We start from the raw sequence: 24356 nt of genomic DNA, 5'->3' as shown, positions 1-24356 counted from the left end.
TGGCTACCCTTAAAGATCACACAAATCATAAATGAATATAAAGAGGGCTTTTATATTGGTGCTTTTTTTTCTCTTTTTTCAAGGTTATGCTTATTCGAAAAGCGTTACTTTGACTAAGGAATATTCCCTGTATCAGGATACTACTAAAGTTTTGAAAAAGGCAAAGGGAAAATTAGGTTTTATTAAAAAGCTTTTTCACCATAGTGATTCCGCCAAATTAGCACGAAAATTTATTCATCAACATCATAAAGAATTAAAAGAGAAACAATCTCCCACCTTTGTTACTGATACGGATACTGTAAAACTCAAGGATATTGTTTTTAAAACTAAAAAGAACTTCCAATTAGGATACGAAGTTTTTGGTTGGTATCCCTATTGGGAAAAAGACTATTATAAATATCTCAATTACAATTTACTATCCACAATAGCCTATTTCTCCTACGAGGTAGATCCAAAAACGGGAAACGCTATTACCACACATGATTGGGATACAACGCCAATAGTAGATTCTATAAAAGCATATCCCGATAAGAAAATATTACTAACAGTAAGCAATTTTGGAGAAAAAAATAACAGAAAGTTCCTTAAAAATACCACGGCAGTAAACCAATTAGTTGAAAATTTAATTCAACTTTTAGAGAAGAGAAAAGGAAATGGTGTATGTATAGATTTTGAAGGCGTAGCCAAGAGTCAAAAGGAGGAATACACTAGTTTTTTACTCACCTTATCAAACAAGCTTAAGAAAGCTAATAAAGATTATTTAGTGTATATCACTTTGCCAAGTGTTAATTGGAGTGAAGCATTAGATTTTAATTCTATCAACCAAACCGTAGACAAGTTTGTGATTATGGGATATGACTATTACGGTAAAACCAGTTCAGTAGCAGGTCCTGTATCTCCTCTAAATAGTGATAAAACCTGGGAGCCTTATAACTTAACCACTTCTGTAGATTATTATTTAGAGAATAAGATACCAAACAATAAACTTTTATTGGCATTACCCACTTATGGAAGTCTGTGGGAAACAAAAACCCAAAGTTTACAATCTAAAGTAAAGAATTATATAGGTAGTAGAACCTTTAGTTATATCAAGAAGAATATTGAGGGTAATGAACAAATTTATATAGAACCTATAAGTAAAAGTGCTTATAGTTCCTTTAGTATTAAAGGAGATAAAAACCAGTTTAGACAATGTTGGTTCGAAAATGACTCCAGTTTTGTTTACAAAACAAAACTGATTAAAGATAAAAAACTAGCAGGTCTTGGGATATGGGCTCTTGGATATGATAAAGGATATGATGACATATGGAATGTAATCAGTTCTGAAATGGCTGTAGAATCAGAAAATTCAGATGAAAAGGAGCAAGATTCTGTAAAAAATGCTGGTTCTATATTTTCGAAAATTGTAAATACTTTAGGATTAAAAGACCCGAATAGTAAAATCAATACGGTAGAAGAGAAACTTGTATCCATCACAGACTACAAGAATGTATTGTTATATACCATGTCTTTTGCATTGTTTTTTGCCTGTGTAGGTTTTGTATGGGCTATGTTCTCTCCGAATACAAGAGCCGGTTTTTTTAATAACACTTCACTAAAAGGATATTACATCGGATTGATGTTGTTGTTAGCCATTGTCATTTTTAGGATACTCGATGCTATTGATGATTTTATTGTCATGTTGATCATAGGTTTTCTTTTAGGGGTTTTGGCATTTTACATCGCCAATGGAATTGTAGAACGTAAGAAAAAAGAATTACCATGAGCAGTAGTGTAATTGCAGCAGATGAAAAGAAGCTAAAAGCCGAAGAAGGGAAACTTAAGAAGGTGTTTTCAATGATCAAGAAAATGTTTTCTAAAGAACTATTGTGGCTACTTTTTATCGTGCTAATCTCAATTCCAATTGCATTGATCATTTCTTACGTAATGCATCAGTATGGATCTAAAGAGGTTCTAGATGTGTTTGAAGCACTAGCTGGTGATCAGCCAACATTTATGGTAGTATACATCATGTGTGCAGTTGGAATTTATTTTTCTAGAATAGTAGCCAATGCCATTAAGGTACAATTAAAAAACACTAAAAAAGAGTAGATGTTAGATAAAGCTTTATTATTTATAACGGATTATCTGAATCAAAACCTAAAGTTGACTTTTGGTTTAAACGAAGATGTTGTGGTATTATCCAGTCTGGTGAATTTGGATGGTAGTGTTACCAAGAATATTGAAAATAAGGTAATTCTTTCTATCATCAATTTAGAGCATGAAAAGACCGTTAAAAATATGGGAGGATATATTCCAGATTCGCGAGGTTCTTTTAGTAAAGTAGATCCACCTGTTTATATCAATGTCTTCTTATTAGTGTCAGCAAATTACAATTCTGAAAATTATATAGAATCCTTAAAAATGCTTTCAGCAGTGATTGGAATTTTTCAATCACCTATCATTTTTACTAGAGATACGCATCCAGATCTCGATGTATCATTAGGCAGATTGTCTTTTGAAATTTTCAATACTCCCATTCAGGAGTTGAGTCATATATGGAGTGGTATAGGAGCTAAATACGTCCCCTCAATGATTTATAAAGTAAGAATGATAGCATTCCAGAAAGAGCGAGTAAAAGAAGAAGTTTCTGGAGTAAGCGGATTGGATACAAACATTAAGAAAAATTAATCTCGGTCATATGAGCGTACAACTTCAACAATGGTTTAGTTTGGAAATTATGCATGAATATTTTCATGAGCAGAAGTGTACTGTTTTTGCATTAGTTCCTTTACTCAGAACTAAACAGTTGATGAAGAATTATGGAATACATATTAGGCAAATAGAGAATACCTATACAGGATATGTTGGTGTAAAGAATGAGAGCAAAATATGGGAAGAATTAAGCATGGAGGAAGATCTTTATTTTCAGATGATATGTATAGATAGTAATTTTAATAACTATACGAATACATCATCTTCTTTAAAGGAAGATACGTTGCTATATCTATCAAATTTTCAGGTGGCTAATCGATTACATACTGAAGAACCTATAAATCCTGAAAATTATCTCCCTGTACAATCGTTGAGATTTAATGTTTCCGTTCCTGTTGATAAGCAAGTTTTTGTTGATATTAAAGATAGTAAGGGAACTAAAATATACTCAAAAGACTCTATAAGCAATGAACCCATTGTTTATGTAGATATAGAAGTTTTTGGAAGTGGAATGTATGAGATTTGGATAGACAATCAATTACAGAGGACTTTTTTAGGAATCTCAGAAAGAATTGATGATCACTGCTATGGTATATTTCATATACGAATGAAATCCATTCTAGAATCCTTAAAAGAAAATACTATCCCTGCGATACAGGTAAATTTCAAATCCAGAGAAACATTTTGGCAATACTTGGTAGTCATACCAGAGGATAGAAAGATAATGATTCGAGAACTAGCCATAGAAGGAGAGGATCAAATTTCTTATATGGGACCAGAAGAAAAGGAGGTTGTAGGAGGAGAAAAATCCAAAGTATTCACTTCTCCTAAAACCATTAAACTACAACAAAAAATAAGAGATCATCCTCTCCTGAAAATGAAATATAGCAACAGTTTTTCGGATACTATTCTGGAATTAGACATGAAAATGCCTTTGCCCAATGTTTCCAAGATTGTTTCGGCAAAAGAAAACAATGAGAATATCTATTATTCTCCCACCATAATTTATGTATAACTCTTAAAGTCAATAAGAATGGCAGTAACAGCAATGAAAACACCAGGGGTTTATATCCAGGAATTGGATGCCTTTGGAAATGCGGTTGTTCCCGTACCCACAGCGATTCCAGCTTTTATCGGATTTACGGCACAAACCAATTATAATGGTAAAGATTTAGTAAATAAAGCGGTTAAAATAACTTCATTAGCAGAGTTTAATGCGGTTTTTGGAAGTAAACCTCCGCAAATTCAATTTAGTGTTTCAGCAATTGCTGAGACTCCGTCAAAACCTGCTGCAGATGCTAAAGCAGACCCAAAAGCAGATCCAAAAAAGAAATCAGCGGATGCCGGAACTGCGGCGCCTGCAGCAGCTGCATCCACACCTGATTTCCTTATCGGGAGTAATGGATATGCATTAAATACAACTACTGTAAATTACAGATTATATAGTGCTGTACGTTTCTTCTATGAAAATGGAGGCGGAACATGTTATATCGTTTCTACTGGAGGATATGATTATTCACTTACCGGACTGGCTTCTACCAAACCTTTTGAAGATGCATTACAAGTGTTATCTAAGGAAACAGAGCCAACGATGATCGTGATTCCGGATGCGGTAGAATTAAAAGATACTACAGAAACAGATCTTGCAAAAAAATACGCATTATGCTACACATTACAAGGAGAACTGATTAATCACTGTGGTGAATTAGCAAGTCGAGTAGCGATATTAGATATTCCAGGTGGATATAGTGAGCCTTTAGTAGGAACTACGAGTGTTGAAGGTTTTAGAAATGCGGTAGAACCTACCATAGCAAAATTCAACAGTTATGCAGCAGCATATTATCCTTGGTTGCACACTACGGTAAATCAATTAACGGATATATCTTATAAAAATATAGCGGCAGCTAGTTATAATGTAGTAAAAACAATGCTACAGGCGGAGTTTCCTGCTATTACAGACCCGAAAACAAAAGCATCAACACCTAATCCTATTAACAAATATATTAACGCCTTGTTTGCAGCAAAACCTTCAGCAGATGGCATTACACAAGATAAGGCTGATGGAGTATTAAAAAACTTAAGTGCTTCTTATAAGCTGCTGTTAAAACACATGCTTGAAAAATTAAACTTGATGCCACCAAGTGCAGCAATCGCGGGGATATATACAACTGTAGACAATAATGAAGGTGTATGGATCGCTCCTGCAAATGTTGGTGTACAAGGAGTAATAGCTCCAGCCGTAAAAGTGGATCACCAAGCTCAGGAGGATCTAAATATGCCATTAGATGGTAAATCTGTTTGTGCAATTCGCGCTTTCCCTGGTAAAGGAGTATTGGTTTGGGGAGGAAGAACCTTAGATGGGAATTCTAATGATTGGCGCTATATCAATGTAAGAAGAACTTTAATATATATCGAACAGTCGGTAAAAGAAGCAGCAAGTGCTTACGTGTTTGCTCCTAATGATGCAGTAACATGGGTAGCTGTAAAAAGTATGATCAGTAATTTCTTAATAGGATTATGGAATCAAGGTGGTCTGGTAGGACCGAAACCTGCTGACGCCTTTTCTGTATCTGTTGGATTAGGAAGCACTATGACTGGAGATGATATTCTGAACGGAAAAATGATTGTCGCTGTAAAAGTAGCAGTTTCGCATCCAGCTGAATTCATAGAAATTACGTTCCAACAAGAAATGCAAAAAGGATAGATAATTTCGAAACAAGTATCCCCTAATGATCAGGGAATTTAATTAATAAAAATTAACTCTTAAAATATACAATTATGGCAGATGATGGATCAGCACAAGGTGCAATTTGGCCGTTAACTAAGTTTTATTTCACCGTAAATTTAGGTTCACAAGATAGCACGGCCTCTTTTCAGGAAGTTTCAGGATTAGAGACAGAAACACAAGTGGTAGAATACAGACATGGAGATAGTAAAACATTTAGTACTATTAAAATGCCAGGTATCGCAAAAGCGGGTAATGTTACTCTAAAGAAAGGGGTTTTTGTAAAAGACAATAATTTCTGGAAATGGTATGATTCTATAAAAATGAATACTATAAAAAGAGAAACCGTAGTAATTCAGTTATTAGATCAAACAGGTGCGCCAACGATGACTTGGACGCTTACGAATGCTTGGCCCACAAAAATTACAGCTACAGATCTTAAATCTGATGCTAGCGAAGTGGCTGTAGAAACTTTGGAATTAGCCCATGAGGGATTAACGATTGCTAATGGATAATTATGAGTGATTATCCAATTACTGGTTTTTATTTTAGACTCACATTTCCGTTAGAATTTGGAGTATTAGATACCTCTTTTAAAGAGGTGTCTGGTATGAGTATGGAAATGGGAGTCGAAGAAATTGCAGAAGGTGGAGAAAACCGTTTTAAACATAGGGTTCCCACCGGAGCAAAATATCAAAACCTGGTACTTAAACGTGGATTGACCACCAGCGTTTCTGCATTGTCATTATGGTGCGAAGCAATACTAGCTGGTGGTTTGTCTACTACTATTATCAAACAAACAGTAATCGTAAGTCTTATGAATGAAAACTCAACACCTGTTAAAAATTGGAGTTTTGTGAATGCATGGCCTGTAAAATGGGAATTTTCACCATTAAACTCTATGAATAACGAGATTGTGATTGAGACGCTGGAACTTACATATGATTATTCTTTAGTTATATAATATGCCAATAGAGATTAGAGAATTAGTAATTAAAGTCAAAGTTGAAGAAGCTACAAATAAATCTTCTGACAACTTGGATATGAATGAGATCCGTAAATCGATCACCTCGATTTGTAAAAAAGAAATTAAAAAACAACTGGAAAAAAATAAGGAGCGATAGATGTCAAAGGATTTGATGGAAATAATAGCATATTCTGATAATGAATATTCTGGATCGGGAATTTCTAATTGTACGGTTCAGATAAATCCTGCATCCTATACTCATGAACATAGCATTTCTTATAATAATACAGTGTCGCAAGGAGCGCCAGGGACTACTTTAAAATTTAAAGGAACAGCTCCCGAAAAAATATCATTTGATATTTATTTTGATGCTACTGGAGCTGTAAGTACTGAAAATTTATTAGACTCACAGGTGCCTGTCGATGATCAAATTCAAACTTTTAAAGATGTTTGTTTTACGTACAATGGAGATATTCATGAACCTAATTATCTCATTGTTTCCTGGGGTACACTGGTTTTTAAGTGTAAGCTTACTTCTTTGAGTATTTCGTATACTTTTTTCCAAAGCGATGGTACGCCACTAAGAGCAAAGTTAAGCGTGTCTTTTGAAGAAGCTGTGGATGCAGAACTCATTTCTAAAGAAGCAAATAATCAATCTCCTGATCTAACACACTTGATAGAGGTAAAAGATGGAGATACACTACCGCTTATTTGTTTTAGAACATATGGCGATAGCAGCTATTATCTAGATGTAGCAAAATATAACAATATTCTTAATTTTCGAGACATCACATCAGGAACAAAAATATACTTACCACCAATTAAATAAATACCCCTATGGCTAGTTCACCAATAGTAGAAGGAAATCATTTGGTAACCTTTACCATTACTTCAGGAGGTTCGGATATTCCCGATACATATCAGATATTAGATATTAAAACAACTCAAGAAGTTAATAAAATTGCAGAAGCAGAGATCACCATTTTAGATGGAAATACTGCTACCCAAGATTTTGAAGTAACCAGTGCGGATACTTTTGCGCCAGGTGCCGAAATTGAAATTAGTTTAGGGTATGAATCCACAAATACGAGTGTTTTTAAAGGAATTGTAACAAAACAGAGTATAAAAGTCGATGGTTCGGGATCACAATTGTTGGTTACTTGTAAGGATGCGGTAATTACATCCACAGTAGGTCGAAAAAATGCGGTGTTTTTAGATAGTACTGATAGTGACATTATTGAGCAAATTGCAGGGAATTATAGTTTTAGTAACGCTGTTACAGCGTCTACGGCAACCCATGAAGAAGTAGTACAATTCTATGCAACTGATTGGGATTTTATAGTCAGTAGAGCAGAAGTCAATGGAATGATCGTATACACGGATAGTGGAACCTTAACTGTAGACACTCCCGATGTGAGTAGTGATCCAGAGTTAAGCCTACAGTTTGGATATGATATCATAGAATTAGATGCGCAGATTGATGCCGTAAGTCAGTATTCTTCTGTTGAAGGGAATTCATGGGATATGGATAATCAAGCATTAACCAATGTTACCGCGAGTGAACCAACAGTTAATGAGCAAGGAAATCTTTCTGGATCAACCTTAGGCGATGTGTTATCAGTAACTAATGTTTTGAATACATCCGTACCAATAACTTCTGATTCTGTACAAGCTTGGGCAGATGCGGCATTATTAAAATCTAGATTATCACGATTTAGTGGTACGATTGTATTTCAGGGGTCAGCTTTGGCAAAAGTGAATAGTTTGATTCAATTACAAGGTCTTGGGGATCGCTTTAATGGCAATGCCTTTATTTCTGGGGTAACACATACTATAGAAGATGGACAATGGCATACCGAAGTGAAAATAGGATTGTCGGTGGATTGGTTCACTCAAAAAAATAATACTACAGCTCCCGAAGCTTCAGGTTTGTTACAAGGAATTAGAGGATTACAAACCGGTGTTGTAAAACAAATTTACGAGGATGAAGGAGGAGAATATAGAGTTGAGGTTCAAATCCCATTATTAGATGATGACACGGCTACTGCCTGGGCAAGAATGTCTACATTTTATGCAAGTAATGGAATTGGGGCTTTCTTTTATCCCGAAGTTGGAGATGAAGTAATTCTCGGTTTTATGAATAACGATCCTCGATTTCCAATCATCCTAGGAAGTGTATACAGTACAGCATTACCACCACCTGTTGATATTGCAGATGCAAATAATTATATCAAAATGCTGATGACAAAAAGCCAACTTCAGATACAGTTTGATGATGAAAATATTGTCATGACAATGGTAACACCCAATAATAATACCATAGTAATTAGTGATCAGGATGAGGGAATTACCATTACGGATCAAAATAGCAATCAAATTCAGATGAATGGAGATGGAATTACTGTAGAAAGTCAATCTAGCATGACCATAAAAGCAGCCGACGATCTTACGATACAAGCATCATCCATAACCATAAGCGCAGATAATGATGTGTCGGTAAGTGGAGGATCTATTTCTATCTCGGCAGATCAATCCGTTTCTATGAGTGGTAATAGTGGATGTGATATCAGTAGTAGTGCAGAAACGAATATCAGTGGCTCAATGGTAAACTTAAATTAATGACTAAAATGTAAACACGTGAAATACAAAACATCATTTTTAGGAACAGGATGGAGTTTTCCACCAACATTTCATAAAGAAAAAGAGTTGGGAGTAGATATGGTATCCTATGAAAAAGATATCGAACAGTCATTACATATTTTACTAAATACCTCCATTGGTGAAAGAATGATGCTCCCTAAATATGGTACAGATATCTATAGCTATTTGTTTGAATCAATTTCAAATTCTAGAGTTCATTTGATCAAAGAAATGCTAAGAACTGCTATTATAAAATTTGAGCCAAGAATCAAACTTATTAGGATTAATCTTGATGAGTCTGATTATCTGGATGGAGTTATTAAAATACATCTAGATTATATGATTCCATTGACAAATACCAGATTTAATATGGTGTTTCCATATTATAAAATTGAAGGAACTGATATACCTCGATTGTATAAAAAGAAAGCTTCAAATCCAGAAGATTTATCAAAATCTATTGATGATCATTCTTAATGTATAGAACCATTTATAAGTATTAAAAATTAATGATCGAAAGACGAAAGGGAACCCTACAACATCAGAGAAGAAATGAACAACTGATTCGTCAGGATTTTAAAATAGATGACCGGTCCTTTGAAGACCTGCTAGGATATCTTACGTCTTATTTGGAGCATATTAATTATTACAATACAGAAAACCAAATAGATGGTAATTGGAAAGCACTTGTAGAAACAGACCCTATCATTTATATGGTAACCATGATTCAAGAACCTATAAATAACCTGAGGGTCCAGGAGAATGATACCAAAACCTTACAACTTATCTTTAAATGGTATGCTAAGATCCAGCAATGGAAAAATGATCTGATCGATTTCAATGAGGAGAGATTAGCCAATAAAATCGGTAATATACTTACCGATGTGTTAGATTATCAAAAAAGGGATGCATCAGAATATCAAAAAAACATGGAAGAAGAACATCCAGAACCGGAGTCTTTTTCAGAAGCTGTAGCGATGTATTCAAAGCCGCCACCTCCTAAAAAAGAGCATATTGACCTTGCTGAAATTGTAGAAACATTCAAAAAAACTGTTTATCATATTCAAAACTTTACTCAAAAATATTTACGAAAATCTGTTTTCAAACGAGATAATCATCTGCCGAATAATGCAATGTACATCACGTTTATTATTTTATATGGAAAGTTACAAAATCACCTCAATGGATTGTCTAAGCGGCACCTTGATTTTTATTATAAAGAGATTCTTCAGCAAACAGTTAGTAAAGCAATTCCAACCAAGACAGTGGTTTGTTTTGAGATTGCTCCACAGGCAAGCACTATTTTAATTCCAGAGGGCACCAAGTTATCAGCTGGTAAATTATTTGGAAGTAAAAAAGAAGTACTTTTTGAAACCGATAAAACATTGTTGCTTGATCCTATCAGAATTCATTCTTTAGAAACGCTTTTTTTCAATAAAAGTTCCTTTATAAAATCAGGAACAGATGCTCCTATGATCTCTGGTGTGATCAAAAACCAATTGATTGACCAAGGCAAAAAGAATATGGCTGCATATAGCTGGGCTTTGTTCGGTGGTGATCAGGATACCTTAGTAAATTCTAAAATAGCATCCAAAACAATAACAGATATTGGATTTATGATTGGTTCTCCTGTGCTGTTTTTAGAAGAAGGACATAGAGAGATTACGCTTACCTGTACGCTAGAAAAAAACACTGCAGAAGCAATTTTTTGGAAGTTATTAGATCAAATGGTAATAAATGAAGGATTACCCATAGATATCATTTTTAATAGAATTTTTGAAACAGCATTTACCATTTCATATACCACCGTAAAAGGATGGGAACAAGTTTCTTTATATGATGCTTCGTATGAAAGAGCTTCAAATTCTTTTCAATTACATTTTACACTACGCAATACGGCTTCTCCAATCACAGCCTTACCTTCAGAAAAAGAGCACTCTATTTGGCCTATGATTAAAGTCGAATTAGATGAGTACGCTCCTATATATGCGTATTCGTTTTTTAAAAGTGTAGTCTTAGAAGATGTTCGTATAGAAGTTGAGGTGCAGGAGATTAAAAACCTTTCGATTTATAATAATATAGGCAAGATGCCTTTGACCAAATCATTTGATCTTTTTGGACCACTTCCTTCACAAGGAGGCTATATAATGATTGGAAAAAGCGAACTTTTTAAAAAAGAACTTACCCAATTAGATATTCATATAGATTGGGAAACAGTCCCACAGGATTTTGGTGGTTTTGAAACCTATTATCAAGAATATGAAGAAGAGTTTACGAATGATTCTTTCGAAGTAAAAATACAAGCATTATCCAATGGATATTGGTTTCCAAGAGAAGGAGATATTGAACAAAAAGAAAAACTGTTTACTACTGAAGATTGCAGAACTCCCGAAGGATACGAAAGTACCCTATTAGATTCTTCGAGAACATTCTCTTTAGAAAACCTTGGTCCTTTTGAGTTTTCAAGAGATTATCGTTTGCAGAGTCCTTTAAAGTACACCGTACACTCCCAAAGTGGATTTATTAAATTAACCTTATCATCACCCAACTATGCTTTTGGGCAAGAATTGTATCAAAAAAACTATACGAGAATTGCATCATATAATGCTATTAATCAAACGATGTTACCGTTGCCTAATAAACCGTTTGTACCAAAGGTAAAAGCAATATCCCTAGACTATAAGGCTAAGGATATAATATATTTTAATAATTCCTTTTCCGACAATGATAATGCTGAGGCAGTAGCAGGAGACTTTTTACATATTACACCTTTTGGTGTTCAAAAAGTGGTGAGCGATAGTAAGGTATATAAGAATACCTTATTTGCCGATTATAAAAATGAAGGATATTTCTATATCGGATTAACCGGATTGAGTAGAGGAGAAAGTTTTTCTATGTTTTTTGATTTACAAAATCAAACTTCAGCTTCTGTTTCTGAACACAATAATATTTTATTTCAATTTGAAGAAACTGGAAATTGGGTAACGCTTGCTAAAAAATATATTATCTCGGATAGTACAAATCAACTGACAAAATCTGGGATCATTGAATTGAGGATCCCGGAACATCTGGATATTAAAAAAGATCAAGTTTTTACAATTCGTTGTGTCGCTAGAACTAAAGCGTATGCGTACCCTAAATTAAATGGAATGTATACAAATGCGGTGACTGCTACTTGCATCTCTAAAAGTTTGGATATTGCAGGAAAGCAAATCCCAGCTTTTTCAATAGCGAAAACCACTACTAAAATACCTAGTCTTAAACAAATTCTTCAACCTGCTCCATCTTATGGAGGAAAGTTACCAGGAACAGAAGATATGCTATATTCTGAAGTAAGTGAACGGATACGCCATAAAGATAGAGCAGTGACACTTTGGGATTACGAACGATTGACCTTGCAATATTTTCATGAGGTAATTGCAGTAAAGTGTACCAATCTGGATGATAACTTTAGGCCCAAAGCCGGTTGCGTAAGATTGATTGTTCTGAGCTCCAAATGGCAAAAAGAAAGTCATCATTATTTTAATGGGAATGAATTGTTTCAAATCGCTCAGTTATTACAGAAAAAGTCCAATTCCTTTATACAAATTAATGTTCAAAATCCTGAAGTAGAATGGTTATTGGTGAATTGCAGTGTCTCCTTTTATGAGGATGATAATGGCGGCTACTATATTCATCAACTAAACGAAACGATTAGCGATTATCTATGTCCTTTGCCAACTCAAAATAGTAATATCGAAGGAATAGGAGATGCTGTGGAACCCAGAATGCTGGTGAGTTACATCGAGAATTTACCGTATATACAAGAAGTTGAATATCTAAATATAGAACACATTATTAAAGAAGATATGAATGATTTTACCTTAAAAGTATATGAGCCAGGAGAAATCATTCGTCCTACAAAGCCTTCTTCGATTTTAGCGCCTGTAGCGAAACATCATATCAACTCTAACGCAGATATCGAAGAGAGTGATCCGGAACCATCAGATAGAGAACAATTAAACTTACAGGTTGGAATTGATTATATAATCGAAGGAGATAATTCAGAAAAAAAAGAAATTTCCAGTGAAAACAAACCAGTTGAAAAGATAGAAGTGACTAAAGAAAATATGGTAAAAAAACCTTTAGAGAAAGATATAGATACCGTACTGACATTTAAGATATGAATACTGTCAAATAATACCGAAAAGATATAAAGAAGTTAAAATAAGATTGAAGTGAAACAAGCCATAACAACAATTTTGATGCACAGCAAAATGATTAATGGTGAATTCCATGTGACCTCTAAAAGAATAGTATAAACACATGAAAATAAAATTATTAAACAGAAAAAGCCTGAAGGCATTATTTAGTGCAGGCGCCAGACCGAAAGAAAGTAATTTTGCCAGTCTTATTGATTCTATGATTAATAAGATTGATGATGGAATTTCTAAAAGTGTAGAAGACGGACTCATATTAGCGCCCCAAGGAAAAGAATCAGATAGTGTTATTAGTTTTTATGAGAATGTTGAAGATGAGTTACCGCAATGGAGTATAGATTTAAACCAGGAAGGAGACAAAGGACTGTCATTTGTTACTCCAATATCAGATAAAGAAGCTACAAACGCGCTCCATTTTAAGAAAAAAGGTTCGATAGGAGTACAAACTACAGAACCGAGAACCACTTTCGAAGTAAATGGAACATTAGGAATGAAATCCAGAGTTGGAACTCATATTATCGATAGTGTTCCTGCGGATGGAGAATGGCATGATATTATTAAAGGCTTAGATGGTTTAGTAGCTTTTGAAATTGTAGCACAAGTAGGGAAAGAAAAAGCAGGAAAATATGCTCTGCTACATGCAATTGCGATCAGTACTTTTGGGAGATCGAAGCATAAAATCCGAAAAACACAAGCACATTATGGATGGTTCTGGAATAAAATCGCCATCCGTTTTACTGGAAGTACCTATAACTACAAACTTCAACTCAAAACAAGATCCAATTACGGAACTGGTAAAAAAATTAAGTTTCATGTTTCCAAATTATGGGATACATCGATGTTAGAACTTTTTGATTAAGAAATTAGATTTCTAAATAGTGAATAAGAAAGGATATATAGATAAAAAGAAAAAGGGAACAGGTGTTTATGAAGAATTACATCTCGAAGGATTAGAAATTCTTCAGAAACTCAGTGGATCTATATGGACAGATTATAACGAACATGATCCAGGTGTTACTATCTTAGAAAATATCTCTTATGCACTTACAGAATTATTGCATAAAACAGAATTTCCTATACAAGATCTTTTACTTCAAAAAGAGGATCAGGAACTACAATCTGGTGATAATGGATTATTTGTAGCATCGGATATTTTAACCACAGATCCTATTACATTTAATGATTACCGAAAATTATGGATAGATCAGATTGAGAATGTAAAAAATATATGGATCCATCCTATGAATACGGGTTTTTCTAGCGATAATTCATTAAAGGGCTTGCTTTATGTATATGTTGAAAAATATACATATCAGCAAGAACCAGCAGAAGAATTGGAGGAAAACCAAAGGATTATCAAAGAAGTAACAGCGCTCTATCACCAACATCGTAATCTATGCGAAAGCCTTTATAAAGTAGAGGTATATGAACCGCTGTTTTTGCAAATGGAATTGCAAGTTTCACTTATAGAAGATACGGACGGAGAAGAAGTGTTAGCTACTATATTAAATGAGGTTAATGATTATCTTACTCCAGAAGTTAATTATTATCCTTTATGGCAGCTTCAGGAAAAAGGTATGGACGTAAATGAAATATTTAACGGTCCAAGCTTAGAAAATGGGTTCATATTAGATGAGGATTTAAAAGAACCGCTGGATGAGATCTTAATTACAGATATTATTAAAATTATATCAAAAATTAAAGGAATACAAGGAATCCAAAATTTTAGATTGGTATATGAGGATAAAAATAAAAAGAAGATTCCTATAAAAAATCGATTTAAAGTTTCTGCAAATACTGCCCCAGTAGTTTTATTTCCCGAAACAAATGAAAACTTAATCTTTGAAAATTCGGGAGTATATTTTAAACCAGATCTTGATGAAACCAAAAAACAACTTTCATTTATTGAAGCCTTAGATTTTGGGAGTTTTAAAGCAGCTTCCAATTCATTAAATGATCTCCCAATTCCCAAAGGGACATATCAGGAAATAGACACATATTATCCTATTAGGAAACAATTTCCTTTACTGTACGGAATTGGAGATATGGGAATCAGTAATAGGGCAACATCACTACGAAAAGCTCAGGTAAAACAGCTACAATCCTATTTGATGCCACTGGACCAATTGATGATGAATTTTTTAAGTCAATTAAGGAATATAAATACGCTCTTTGATGTGCACGGAGAGGCAGGAGCATCCTATTTTACAAAAGAATTACCAGATGTAGCAGAGCTTTGGGATTTGATTACTCCTCAAGATTTGACCGATGAAAATATAGATGTGACCTCGTATTGGAAATCTTTTCTTGAAAATATAACTGCAAATTTTGATACCAATGCTATTGATAGACATGATCAACTTGCAGATACTCTATTAGCTAGATATAGTGAAGAATTTAAAACATATTCTTTACGAAAAATTAATAGTAGTAGTTATGGAGAAGCACTCACGTCTGAGCATTTCGAAAAAAAAGCACTTGCTTTAAAGAGAAATTTCATCGCTTCGTATGACCAAATAGGATATACTAGAGCCAGATCATTTAATTATTTAGAACTTTCGGAGAACAAGTTTGATACAACTAATGAGCAATTTATTCCTGGTTTATTTCGAAAAATTGCAATGCTTATGGGAATTAGTGAGTATCGCATACGTCCTTTAACTAAAGTAATTAAAGATTTTGAAATTGGTATCCATCCAAAAGAAATAGAGGTAAGTGTTATTCTGAAGGAAATCGATATTCATACACCCTTTCGGGATATTACTATTGAAATTGTTGAAAATATTGAGATCAAAGAGGTTCATGAAGATCTATATAAGGTGATGCATTTCGTGGGAAGTGAACGAAGCATTCTTACTGAAGTTTTGAAGAAAGGAGTTTTACAGCAGAATTATTCAATAAAAAAGGATAAGAAGCAAAAGGATAAATACTATGTTTTTTATCATAGAAATACAGAGAAATCTAACATAGCGCATATTTCCGATTCAAAGAGTGGAGCGGAAAGTGCAATAAAAAAAACAATAGAACATCTAGTTACGATAAATACCAAAAGTGAAGGTTTCTTTGCTGTAGAACATTTATTACTATTACCTCCATATCATCAAGATCATTTTGGTTTTATGGCTGATCTAACTTCATTTATAGGAGCTTCACTAAGAATTCAACATGTAAAACTAACTTCTTGTTACCATAGAAATCAAACCATAACCAAACTAGTACAAGGTATAATTTCTGATAAGCTATCCTATAAAATGGAAGAGTTTGAAGGGTGTTATCGATTGAAGATTTTTAGCGATGATGGCGAGTTATTAGCTATATCTCAAGATCTTTTTGATACTGTCGAAGAATACCAGAAAACTATCGAAAAGTTAAAGAGTAATGGGATGACTATATCCAAGGAGGAATTATCAGATGTTATAAAATGTTATGTGTATTATGAAGAAAATCCGGTATCAGAAGATTTCTTTTCTTTTAAGCAGAGCATCCTATTACCAAACTGGCCCGTAAGATTTCAAAACGAAAGTTTTAGGATGATGTTCGAGAATACTGTTTATGAGCAAACTCCAATTCACTTAGGAACCGAAGTACATTGGCTGGATTACGAAACAATGGATCTCTTTGAAGTGTACTACTTTAAATGGCTAGAGACATTAAATGATTTTAAAACAAATAAAAATACAATATACCAGGCATATCAATTAGTTACCATGTTGCAAGAGCTGGAACAGCAACGAAATGAATTTTGAAAAAGATACAATCACATATCATAAAGCGTCAATGTTATGAGATCATTTTAGATGACGAATCCGATGCATACGCATATCAGAATAAGATCTGTTATGTGCAAGGATATCAAGTCAATTTCGTATTGCAGAAGGTGATGGACCAATATAGTAAAGAAGAATATTTAGATCAATTTGACGAAGTTTTATTGGATCTAGGAACCATTTCTCCCAACAATTTTGAGAAAGAAATTGTTTACAAGGTAGAAGAAGCACTTTCAACTTTTCTTAAAAATAATGTTTTTGAGAATGGAACATTAAAAACAGGAAAGCGGATTCAGTTATACGACAAAAAGATAGAACAGCTAGAATTCTTTTTAAAAAATGGATATGTAAATTGGAATGTAGGAGCTTCCCAAAGACCAATGGAACTTGTAAAAGAACTCTTAAGTAATCACAGAGATCAAACGATACAGTTATTAAAAACAATAGGAAAAAAAGAAGCTATCCGTAAGCGTCTGATTACGCAGATGGAAGATACATTTCTCGAAGAGATTGTGATTGGGGTTACAGGACATGAAGGAGAATATATTAATAAGTACCGGCAAAACCTTATTGAAAAGCAGAAACAAGAACAATTGGTAGAAACAGGCGCTGTGAATTTTAGAAGTGCTACTTGGGAGATTACGTTGGCGTATATTTTTGTAGAATCCAGTGGTTTCTACAATAGGAAAAACTTTTTGAAACTTCTTATTTATAAGATTGCTCAAAAGTATAGAGTAACCTATCAAAAATTGTTACATACTCTGATTCATGGAGTTCAGAATCAAGAAAAGCAGCGTTCTTGGGTTCCCGAATTCGAAAAATTACTCACAGTACTTCAAAAAGAAGAAAAACAAAAAGAACCCGTTATACATAAAAATGTAAAAGAAAGGTTCTTAGAAAATAGATATCAGAATTTTACAGAATTGCTTCAATATTATATTACGTACAATTCATTGCCTGCCGAAGTTGCTATAGATTCTGTAAAACACTTTCAAGAAGTGCTGACAAAATATGTAGCTCAACATTCGTCAGAATTTCAGATTTTTTTCGACACGTTCATTCAAAATGAATCCAATACAAATTTGCTCATACAACGATTCTCTGATGAGGTATTGTACACTATGATGCAACAATCAAAAAATGATAACATTAGTAAACTTATTAGAATCAACGAACGTATTCTTAAAACAGCCAAAACCATTTCGAATACTTCCTTTGTATTGGATACTCTAAAAAAAAATAAAGGAAATATTGTTTTAAGAACATACATCAGTTTACAAAGTAATCCAGGAATTTTATGGGAAGAATTTTTGTTTCAAACAGTAAAATTAGGAGCTGTCGACAATGAATTTATTGCGGTTTTAGAATATGTGCAAAACGATGTAAATCAGCTAGCAAAAGAAAGTATTAATCGATGGGTGTCTGAAATAGTATTACCTGGGATATCAGTAGTAGATGCACAAGAAATAATTGGCGATCTAAAGGGTAAGGAGAAAGATGTTGCAGAAAAGATATATTTAAAATTCAATAATAAGAAAGAAAATAACCTGCAACAGTATTTCTTATTTCTTAAAAAGAACATTCATCAGGAAGATGCTATCAAGTTAACAGCGAATATACTTGAGCTATGCGGAAAAAGTAGGAACTATACCGTTAAAGAGATCACCAAATGGACTGTCGATAGACTCAATGAGTTATCTAAAAAACAGCAAAATATAAAAGAAATCTTAGGACAAACACTCCAAATTATAGCGTGGTTAGGGATTCAAGATAATATATATCTAGGTGTGGCCGAAGCACAGATACAACTAGGCAGTGTTAAAAACAATTTGATTACTGATGAAGGTGATCAAGAGACTCCAAAATACAATATTCCTGAAACGGTGTATAAGAAGATGATTAAGCAGTTAAATACACTTTTATATAGCCCAGAAAGACAAGATATCACAGCAGCGTTAAGAAAAGTATTTGAGGATTTTTCCAAAATGCATAAGGTAACAACTGCCGAGTTGAAAGAAGGACTAAGAAAGCATATTGTAAACCGAAATGATGTAAAATTTATCAAAAAAATAGTAGAAGAAGATAGCTGGATTGAGTATGATGCTAAGAATACTAAAACAGAAGAGAGTATTACATATCGAAGAGACTTGATACAGCACTATGTGACAACAGGAAGGATACCTTGGTGGAGCAAAGGCATTAGTTTAATACAAATAAAACAATATGTAAGAGAGATGGTAGAAAGGCTTCCAGCTCAATTCGTAAGTTGGTTAAAGAAAGCAAAAAATCCATTACACGTTTTGCAATTAATGGAAGAACCAACATACATGAATTTACTTTCGTATGTGAATTCGAACGCAACAAATCAATATTTCAAAATCATTGAAATCACTAATAAGATATTAGATTATGAAGTTTCTTCACTTGGTTTTGTAACTCAAAAAACTAGAGCTGAGTTGCGAAGCTCCATTTTAGCGTATATCGTACAAAATCAATCTAGCAATAGGATTGATTTTATGAAATATATGTTGCAAAAGATCGAAGATGTTTTCTCTATTCCGCCAGAAAACACAAAGATTTGGATATGGGAACAAATGAGAGAAGATGAGTCCTTGAAAGAGCCGTTGGTTTTCGACTTTTTGGAAAAAGAAATAAAGAAATTAGATAGCTCCCAAGGTGATACAAAAAAGATGGTAACTTCCCTAGATGAAGTAAAACATTGGGATACTGCAATAAACTTACAACCCAAAAGGGATATCATACCTAGACTAATTGAGATATATAAGAGATCACCAGATGAAATTCGATTCAATTTAAAGCGTACTCGATTTAGAAAACGGCTTTTACATACATTAAATCAAAAAGAACAGATCACCTTAATTAAAGAGCTAACGAAAGATAGATTACAAGATTCTTGGAGTAAAATGATTGTAGAGCTAGAAAAAATTAAGAAGCATATAACAACATCCCAATATCAAAAAATTTGGAAAAATTTCACAGATAAAATCCTACTCTATCTATTTGTTAATCAGGATAAAATTTGGTCTATTGATGATTGGAGTACCTTGTGGATACAATCTGTTTATGAAGAAAATAAAGAGTTTATATCTGATGTAATCCCTAAATGGAGTAAAGATTTAGATGAGAACCTACAGCAATCAATAAATAAGAAACAAGAGGAAATTGAAAAAGCCAAAAACGAAATAATTCCCGAAGAAGAAAATGCATCAACAGATGGGCAAAAACTGGAAGAAGAGCAAGTGGGTGAAGCTATTTATGTAGAAAATTCTGGAATCATAATTTTAGGACCCTATATCGCATTGCTTTTTGAACGATTAGGACTTGTCGAAAATCAAGAGTTTAAAAATGAAGAAGCAACACAAAAAGGAATACATATTTTACAATACGCCATAACCGGAAAGGAGTATGAGGAGGAACAATTACTGATACTCAATAAAATTGTTTGTGGTGTAGATATTCATACACCAATAGCAAAAGAAGTAATACTGTTGCCAGAAGACAAAGAGTTGGTAAATAGTTTATTAAAAGCAATTATTAGTAGTTGGAGTGTTTTGAAAAATACTACTGTAGAAGGACTAAGAGAAACCTTTTTATGCAGAGGCGGTAGATTGACTATTGAAGAAGATAGTTATGTACTTACTGTAGAGCAAAAAACGTTTGATATGCTGTTGGATCAAATTCCTTGGAGTATCACCAAACTTAAATTAACCTGGATGAAAAAAATGCTAGAAGTATTATGGAGACCATCATAAAAGATACCATCGCGACAAAATTAGAGCAGGAAATTCAATGGCTTGAAGCTATTATAGATACGGCGTTGACCTTGTATTTTAAGAATGAAAGTAACTATACTTCAGTCAGAGAGATTCCACCACCTGATATCTATGATTTGGATAATGAGTATTTTAGGTTGGTTCATAAATATGAGATGAGTTTTGAAGAAAGAGTAGTACTCATTCTTACACTACTGCCCTACATAAAACCACAAGCATTGGATGTTTTTTTAATTAAGAATAAAAACATCGATGCAGAATTCTCAGAGTTTGGAGGGATTAAAATTGAAAAACTCTATGGATTTATCCCAACATTAGAAACAGCTTGTTTTATTGTAGGTGGTGCCGATGATATAGAACTCCGATTGAACTTTATGAAAAAAATCAATAAAGATCATTTCTTATATCGAGATCGTATTTTACACGCAGATAGTTATCCTATTAGGCTGCAAGAAAAGTTACAATTTTCAGATGAGGTTTTGTTTTCGATTATTTCTGACAAAAAATATATGCCTACCTATAGCTCTAAATTTCCGGCACAATTAATTACCAGTAAATTGAATTGGGAAGATTTGATCGTAGAACCGAGAATCATGAATCAATTACTAGAGATACAACAATGGTTACGTCATAGTGAATTGATTTTAGACGAATGGAATCTAAATACATTATTGAAACCTGGTTATCGAGCATTATTTTATGGAGCTCCTGGAACTGGTAAAACGTTAGCGACCACTTTACTGGGAAAAACTACGAATAAATCAGTTTATAGAATAGATCTTTCTATGATCGTTTCGAAATACATTGGTGAAACCGAAAAAAATCTAGGCAATTTGTTTGATGAGGCATCCTCCAAAGATTGGATTTTGTTTTTTGATGAAGCAGATGCTTTGTTTAGTAAACGTACACAAACCAATACATCTAATGATCGACATGCCAATCAGGAAGTGGCCTATTTATTACAAAGAATAGAAGATTTTGATGGCTTAGTCATATTAGCTACGAATTTGCAAAGCAATATTGATGAAGCATTTTTGAGACGTTTTCAAATGGCTATTGATTTTCCGAAGCCTAAGTATAAAGAACGTAAACAATTATGGGAACAAATGATAGGCAAGCATTTTGAAATAGAAGAAGGAGCTGAAGTATTGGATAAAATTGCAAAAGATTATGAATTATCAGGTGGAGAAATGATCAATGTAGTTCGATATTGTGCAGTAAAAGCAGCAGAAAATAATGAAAAAAGAGTACATTTAAGTAACATCATGACTGGGATTAAAAGAGAATATTTAAAAAGTAACAAAACCTTTAACTAAAACTAAAATTATGGCAAATCAAGTATGTAGTGGAGCTATTATTTCCTGCCCATTTGGATCTGCACCATCCACACTTACCGTGCTTCCTACTAGTATGGTAAATACCAGTAACATGCCTGCGGCAACCATTATGGATTATACTCCCTTGGTAAATATCATGTCGTTCGGTACTTGTTCATCTCCATCTAATCCTACTGTTGCTGCTGCTACAAGTGCTGCGATGGGTGTATTAACACCGATGCCATGTGTGCCAGCGACGGTATCGCCTTGGTCTCCAGGAGTTTCGGATGTGTGTATTGGCAAGCTCACAGCATTGGATGATAGCAGTACGTGCAATTGTATGTGGGGAGGTTCAATTTCTATAACCTTTGCTGGACAGGTACAAACAACCGCATCATGATTCATAAAATAATGCAGATCGTCACTAGAATTGTAGAAAATTCTTATGTTAATATAATCATCGCTGTTGGTTTAATTATCATTGGTTTTGAACAATTATACAAACAAGACACCGCCAATTTGGTATTACATTGGAAGCATGGGATGAGTCTTTATGGGTTATTAATGCTTTTTCAATCTTTGTTTAAAATTTTAAAGGGAAGCACCAAAGCCTATCAACATAGCGTAGGTAAAAAGAAAAAGGCTTAGAATTAAGTTTCTGAGATCGACTTTAGTTTTTTTTGAATATTTGTAATAGATAAAAGATCACCTAATTTAGATTACTGTTTTTAGTGAGTTATTTTGCCTATAGTCTGTTTACGGTAAGGCTCCTATACGAGCATCAATATCGGCTATGATCGCTCTAATACGAATTAAGTCTGCAGGTGCAGCATTAATTCTTCTAGCCATACTATTTAGCCATCTTTTAATATCGCGTAAAGCGAGTTTTTTCTCATTGTTATTAGCTACAAATCCCATATGATCTATTCTATCCCAAGCACTATCTATTAAAATATCTACTTTTTCATTTTGAGTAGTTCCACTTAATACAGCCTTTTCTTGAGAGTTTTTTATAGAACTGCCACCAGTAGCTACTGCTTTATGTTCGGCATTACCTGATCTAGTATTGATAGAGTTACTTATGACTCTTTTTTTAGCTGCTTCATGAGTTGGTTTTCTATGAATTTGATCGATAGATTTATATACTTTTTCTGCTAGTTTAGTATGTGCTTCGAGTTCATGTACAAGAGTTGCTTGCCAAGTTGATTGCGCATTAGCTGCAACTGGAGCGCCACCATGCGCAAGTCCTCCCGTTTTGATACTTACATTGACATTCACTCTGTAATTTACTAAAGGAAAATTAAGTGCAGTTATTGCTGCGGCTGCACCTCCACCAAATAGGTTTATGTTATGAGCACCTGTTGCATCTGTATAATCCATATTCATCGTTGTCGACGCATGAGGTACAATACCATTATCCCAACGTACTGTTAATAGTGTTTGTGCTTTATTGATCAAATCCCTGACTTTAGGAGAACAGTTAGCTAAAATCCATGCTCTAGTATTAGCCAAATTGAGAGGAGGAACGGTTCCCGCGGCATTATTCATAGCAAACTGCCCTTGAATAATGCTACTAGAATTGAATTTCATTTGTTTTAGCGATATGCTCGTAGAGGAATTACCTAGCGTAAGTGCCTTGGTACCCATTACATCAGCCTCTCTTTCTAATCCAGCATCATCATTAATATTCACCTTTCCTTTCATCTGCGTCGTTGGTTGTACACGTCCTTGCTTTTGTTGTACCACATGCCATGCTTCATGAGGGAGATGTTTTTCTTGTCCTGGTGCGACATGAATCTGGTTGCCCTGCGCATAGGCATGAGCTTGCAATTGCGCGGGTTTTGAAGAATTATAATGTACTCTGGTATCACTCATATCCATTCCAGAAAGACTTTCAATACCAGATTTTAATTTATCAGGTAATCCAGTGTTGTTTTCCTTTTTTTGTATAGGTTTTTGTAGGGAATCCATCTTTTTTCTTTGTGCTGTCACTCTAGGACTTTGCTCCAAATAGGAACTTATAGTATTTTGATGTTCTCCTTCAGGTCTAAGATCTTTGAACTGTATAGTAGTTGCTTTAGACTTTGAATTCTTTACCGAAGATGTGTAGTCTTGTTTATTATCTCTTGCGTACATTATAAAGTTGGCTTATGACTATATTAAAGATACATAAAAAAGCTATTATAAAATTGGGGAAAAATACCTGTTTTTTTAACTTGGGTGACTCATAAAGTGGATAGGTATAGAAGTTTTA

19 protein-coding genes are annotated in these 24356 nt (G+C 33.9%); 18 read left to right on the top strand and 1 reads right to left on the bottom strand.

Features of this window, described 5'->3' with window-relative positions:
* Window positions 1-151 precede the first annotated feature (151 nt).
* From ABD077_RS01185 to ABD077_RS01105, 18 genes are all read left to right on the top strand, one after another.
* Window positions 152-1765, top strand: coding sequence for a glycosyl hydrolase family 18 protein (locus tag ABD077_RS01185; protein WP_343909680.1), 1614 nt, complete (start codon window positions 152-154; stop codon window positions 1763-1765).
* Complete coding sequence (locus ABD077_RS01180) at window positions 1762-2091, top strand: hypothetical protein (protein ID WP_343909678.1); 330 nt, start codon at window positions 1762-1764, stop codon at window positions 2089-2091. The genes ABD077_RS01185 and ABD077_RS01180 overlap by 4 nt, the downstream gene beginning before the upstream one ends.
* Entirely contained in the window at window positions 2092-2670 is a 579-nt protein-coding gene (locus ABD077_RS01175; RefSeq protein ID WP_343909676.1) for a Pvc16 family protein, read from the top strand. It abuts the gene before it with no gap.
* Window positions 2671-2680: 10 nt separating this feature from the next.
* Entirely contained in the window at window positions 2681-3709 is a 1029-nt protein-coding gene (locus tag ABD077_RS01170) for a hypothetical protein (RefSeq protein WP_343909674.1), read from the top strand.
* Window positions 3710-3727: 18 nt separating this feature from the next.
* On the top strand, window positions 3728-5398 hold the full coding sequence (locus ABD077_RS01165; protein ID WP_343909672.1) for a phage tail sheath family protein: 1671 nt from the start codon (window positions 3728-3730) through the stop codon (window positions 5396-5398).
* 74 nt (window positions 5399-5472) lie between these two features.
* A complete protein-coding gene (locus ABD077_RS01160) occupies window positions 5473-5934 on the top strand; it encodes a phage tail protein (protein WP_299605401.1) in 462 nt (153 codons plus the stop codon).
* Between the two features lie 2 nt (window positions 5935-5936).
* The gene (locus ABD077_RS01155) at window positions 5937-6383 is read left to right on the top strand and encodes a phage tail protein (RefSeq protein WP_299605403.1); all 447 of its coding nucleotides are present in this window, start codon (window positions 5937-5939) and stop codon (window positions 6381-6383) included.
* A 1-nt stretch (window position 6384) separates the two neighbouring features.
* Window positions 6385-6543: a DUF5908 family protein gene (locus tag ABD077_RS25205; RefSeq protein ID WP_366141451.1), complete on the top strand. Its 159-nt coding sequence runs from the start codon at window positions 6385-6387 to the stop codon at window positions 6541-6543.
* The gene (locus ABD077_RS01150) at window positions 6544-7215 is read left to right on the top strand and encodes a CIS tube protein (protein ID WP_343909668.1); all 672 of its coding nucleotides are present in this window, start codon (window positions 6544-6546) and stop codon (window positions 7213-7215) included. It abuts the gene before it with no gap.
* An 8-nt stretch (window positions 7216-7223) separates the two neighbouring features.
* Window positions 7224-9005 (top strand): type VI secretion system tip protein VgrG, encoded by a 1782-nt coding sequence (vgrG, locus tag ABD077_RS01145; protein WP_343909666.1) that lies wholly within the window; start codon window positions 7224-7226, stop codon window positions 9003-9005.
* Window positions 9006-9023: 18 nt separating this feature from the next.
* Window positions 9024-9503: a GPW/gp25 family protein gene (locus tag ABD077_RS01140; RefSeq protein ID WP_343909664.1), complete on the top strand. Its 480-nt coding sequence runs from the start codon at window positions 9024-9026 to the stop codon at window positions 9501-9503.
* Window positions 9504-9535: 32 nt separating this feature from the next.
* Window positions 9536-13192, top strand: coding sequence for a hypothetical protein (locus tag ABD077_RS01135; protein ID WP_343909662.1), 3657 nt, complete (start codon window positions 9536-9538; stop codon window positions 13190-13192).
* 139 nt (window positions 13193-13331) lie between these two features.
* Window positions 13332-14084: a hypothetical protein gene (locus tag ABD077_RS01130; protein WP_343909660.1), complete on the top strand. Its 753-nt coding sequence runs from the start codon at window positions 13332-13334 to the stop codon at window positions 14082-14084.
* Between the two features lie 19 nt (window positions 14085-14103).
* Window positions 14104-16971, top strand: coding sequence for a hypothetical protein (locus tag ABD077_RS01125; RefSeq protein WP_343909658.1), 2868 nt, complete (start codon window positions 14104-14106; stop codon window positions 16969-16971).
* Window positions 16968-20765, top strand: coding sequence for a contractile injection system tape measure protein (locus tag ABD077_RS01120; protein WP_343909656.1), 3798 nt, complete (start codon window positions 16968-16970; stop codon window positions 20763-20765). Before ABD077_RS01125 ends, ABD077_RS01120 begins: the two co-directional genes overlap by 4 nt.
* Complete coding sequence (locus ABD077_RS01115; RefSeq protein WP_343909654.1) at window positions 20750-22102, top strand: ATP-binding protein; 1353 nt, start codon at window positions 20750-20752, stop codon at window positions 22100-22102. The genes ABD077_RS01120 and ABD077_RS01115 overlap by 16 nt, the downstream gene beginning before the upstream one ends.
* 10 nt (window positions 22103-22112) lie before the next feature.
* On the top strand, window positions 22113-22502 hold the full coding sequence (locus ABD077_RS01110) for a DUF4280 domain-containing protein (RefSeq protein ID WP_343909652.1): 390 nt from the start codon (window positions 22113-22115) through the stop codon (window positions 22500-22502).
* The gene (locus ABD077_RS01105) at window positions 22499-22750 is read left to right on the top strand and encodes a hypothetical protein (RefSeq protein ID WP_343909650.1); all 252 of its coding nucleotides are present in this window, start codon (window positions 22499-22501) and stop codon (window positions 22748-22750) included. Before ABD077_RS01110 ends, ABD077_RS01105 begins: the two co-directional genes overlap by 4 nt.
* A gap of 108 nt (window positions 22751-22858) precedes the next feature.
* On the opposite strand, the gene ABD077_RS01100 is transcribed toward ABD077_RS01105, so the two are convergent.
* Complete coding sequence (locus ABD077_RS01100; RefSeq protein ID WP_343909648.1) at window positions 22859-24238, bottom strand: eCIS core domain-containing protein; 1380 nt, start codon at window positions 24236-24238, stop codon at window positions 22859-22861.
* Window positions 24239-24356 lie beyond the last annotated feature (118 nt).

The organism is Aquimarina litoralis (genome assembly GCF_039523995.1).
In the GTDB taxonomy this organism is placed as follows: Bacteria; Bacteroidota; Bacteroidia; order Flavobacteriales; family Flavobacteriaceae; genus Aquimarina; species Aquimarina litoralis.
Note: the sequence above shows the minus strand (reverse complement) of the source record. Positions and strands in the feature narration are given on the sequence as shown.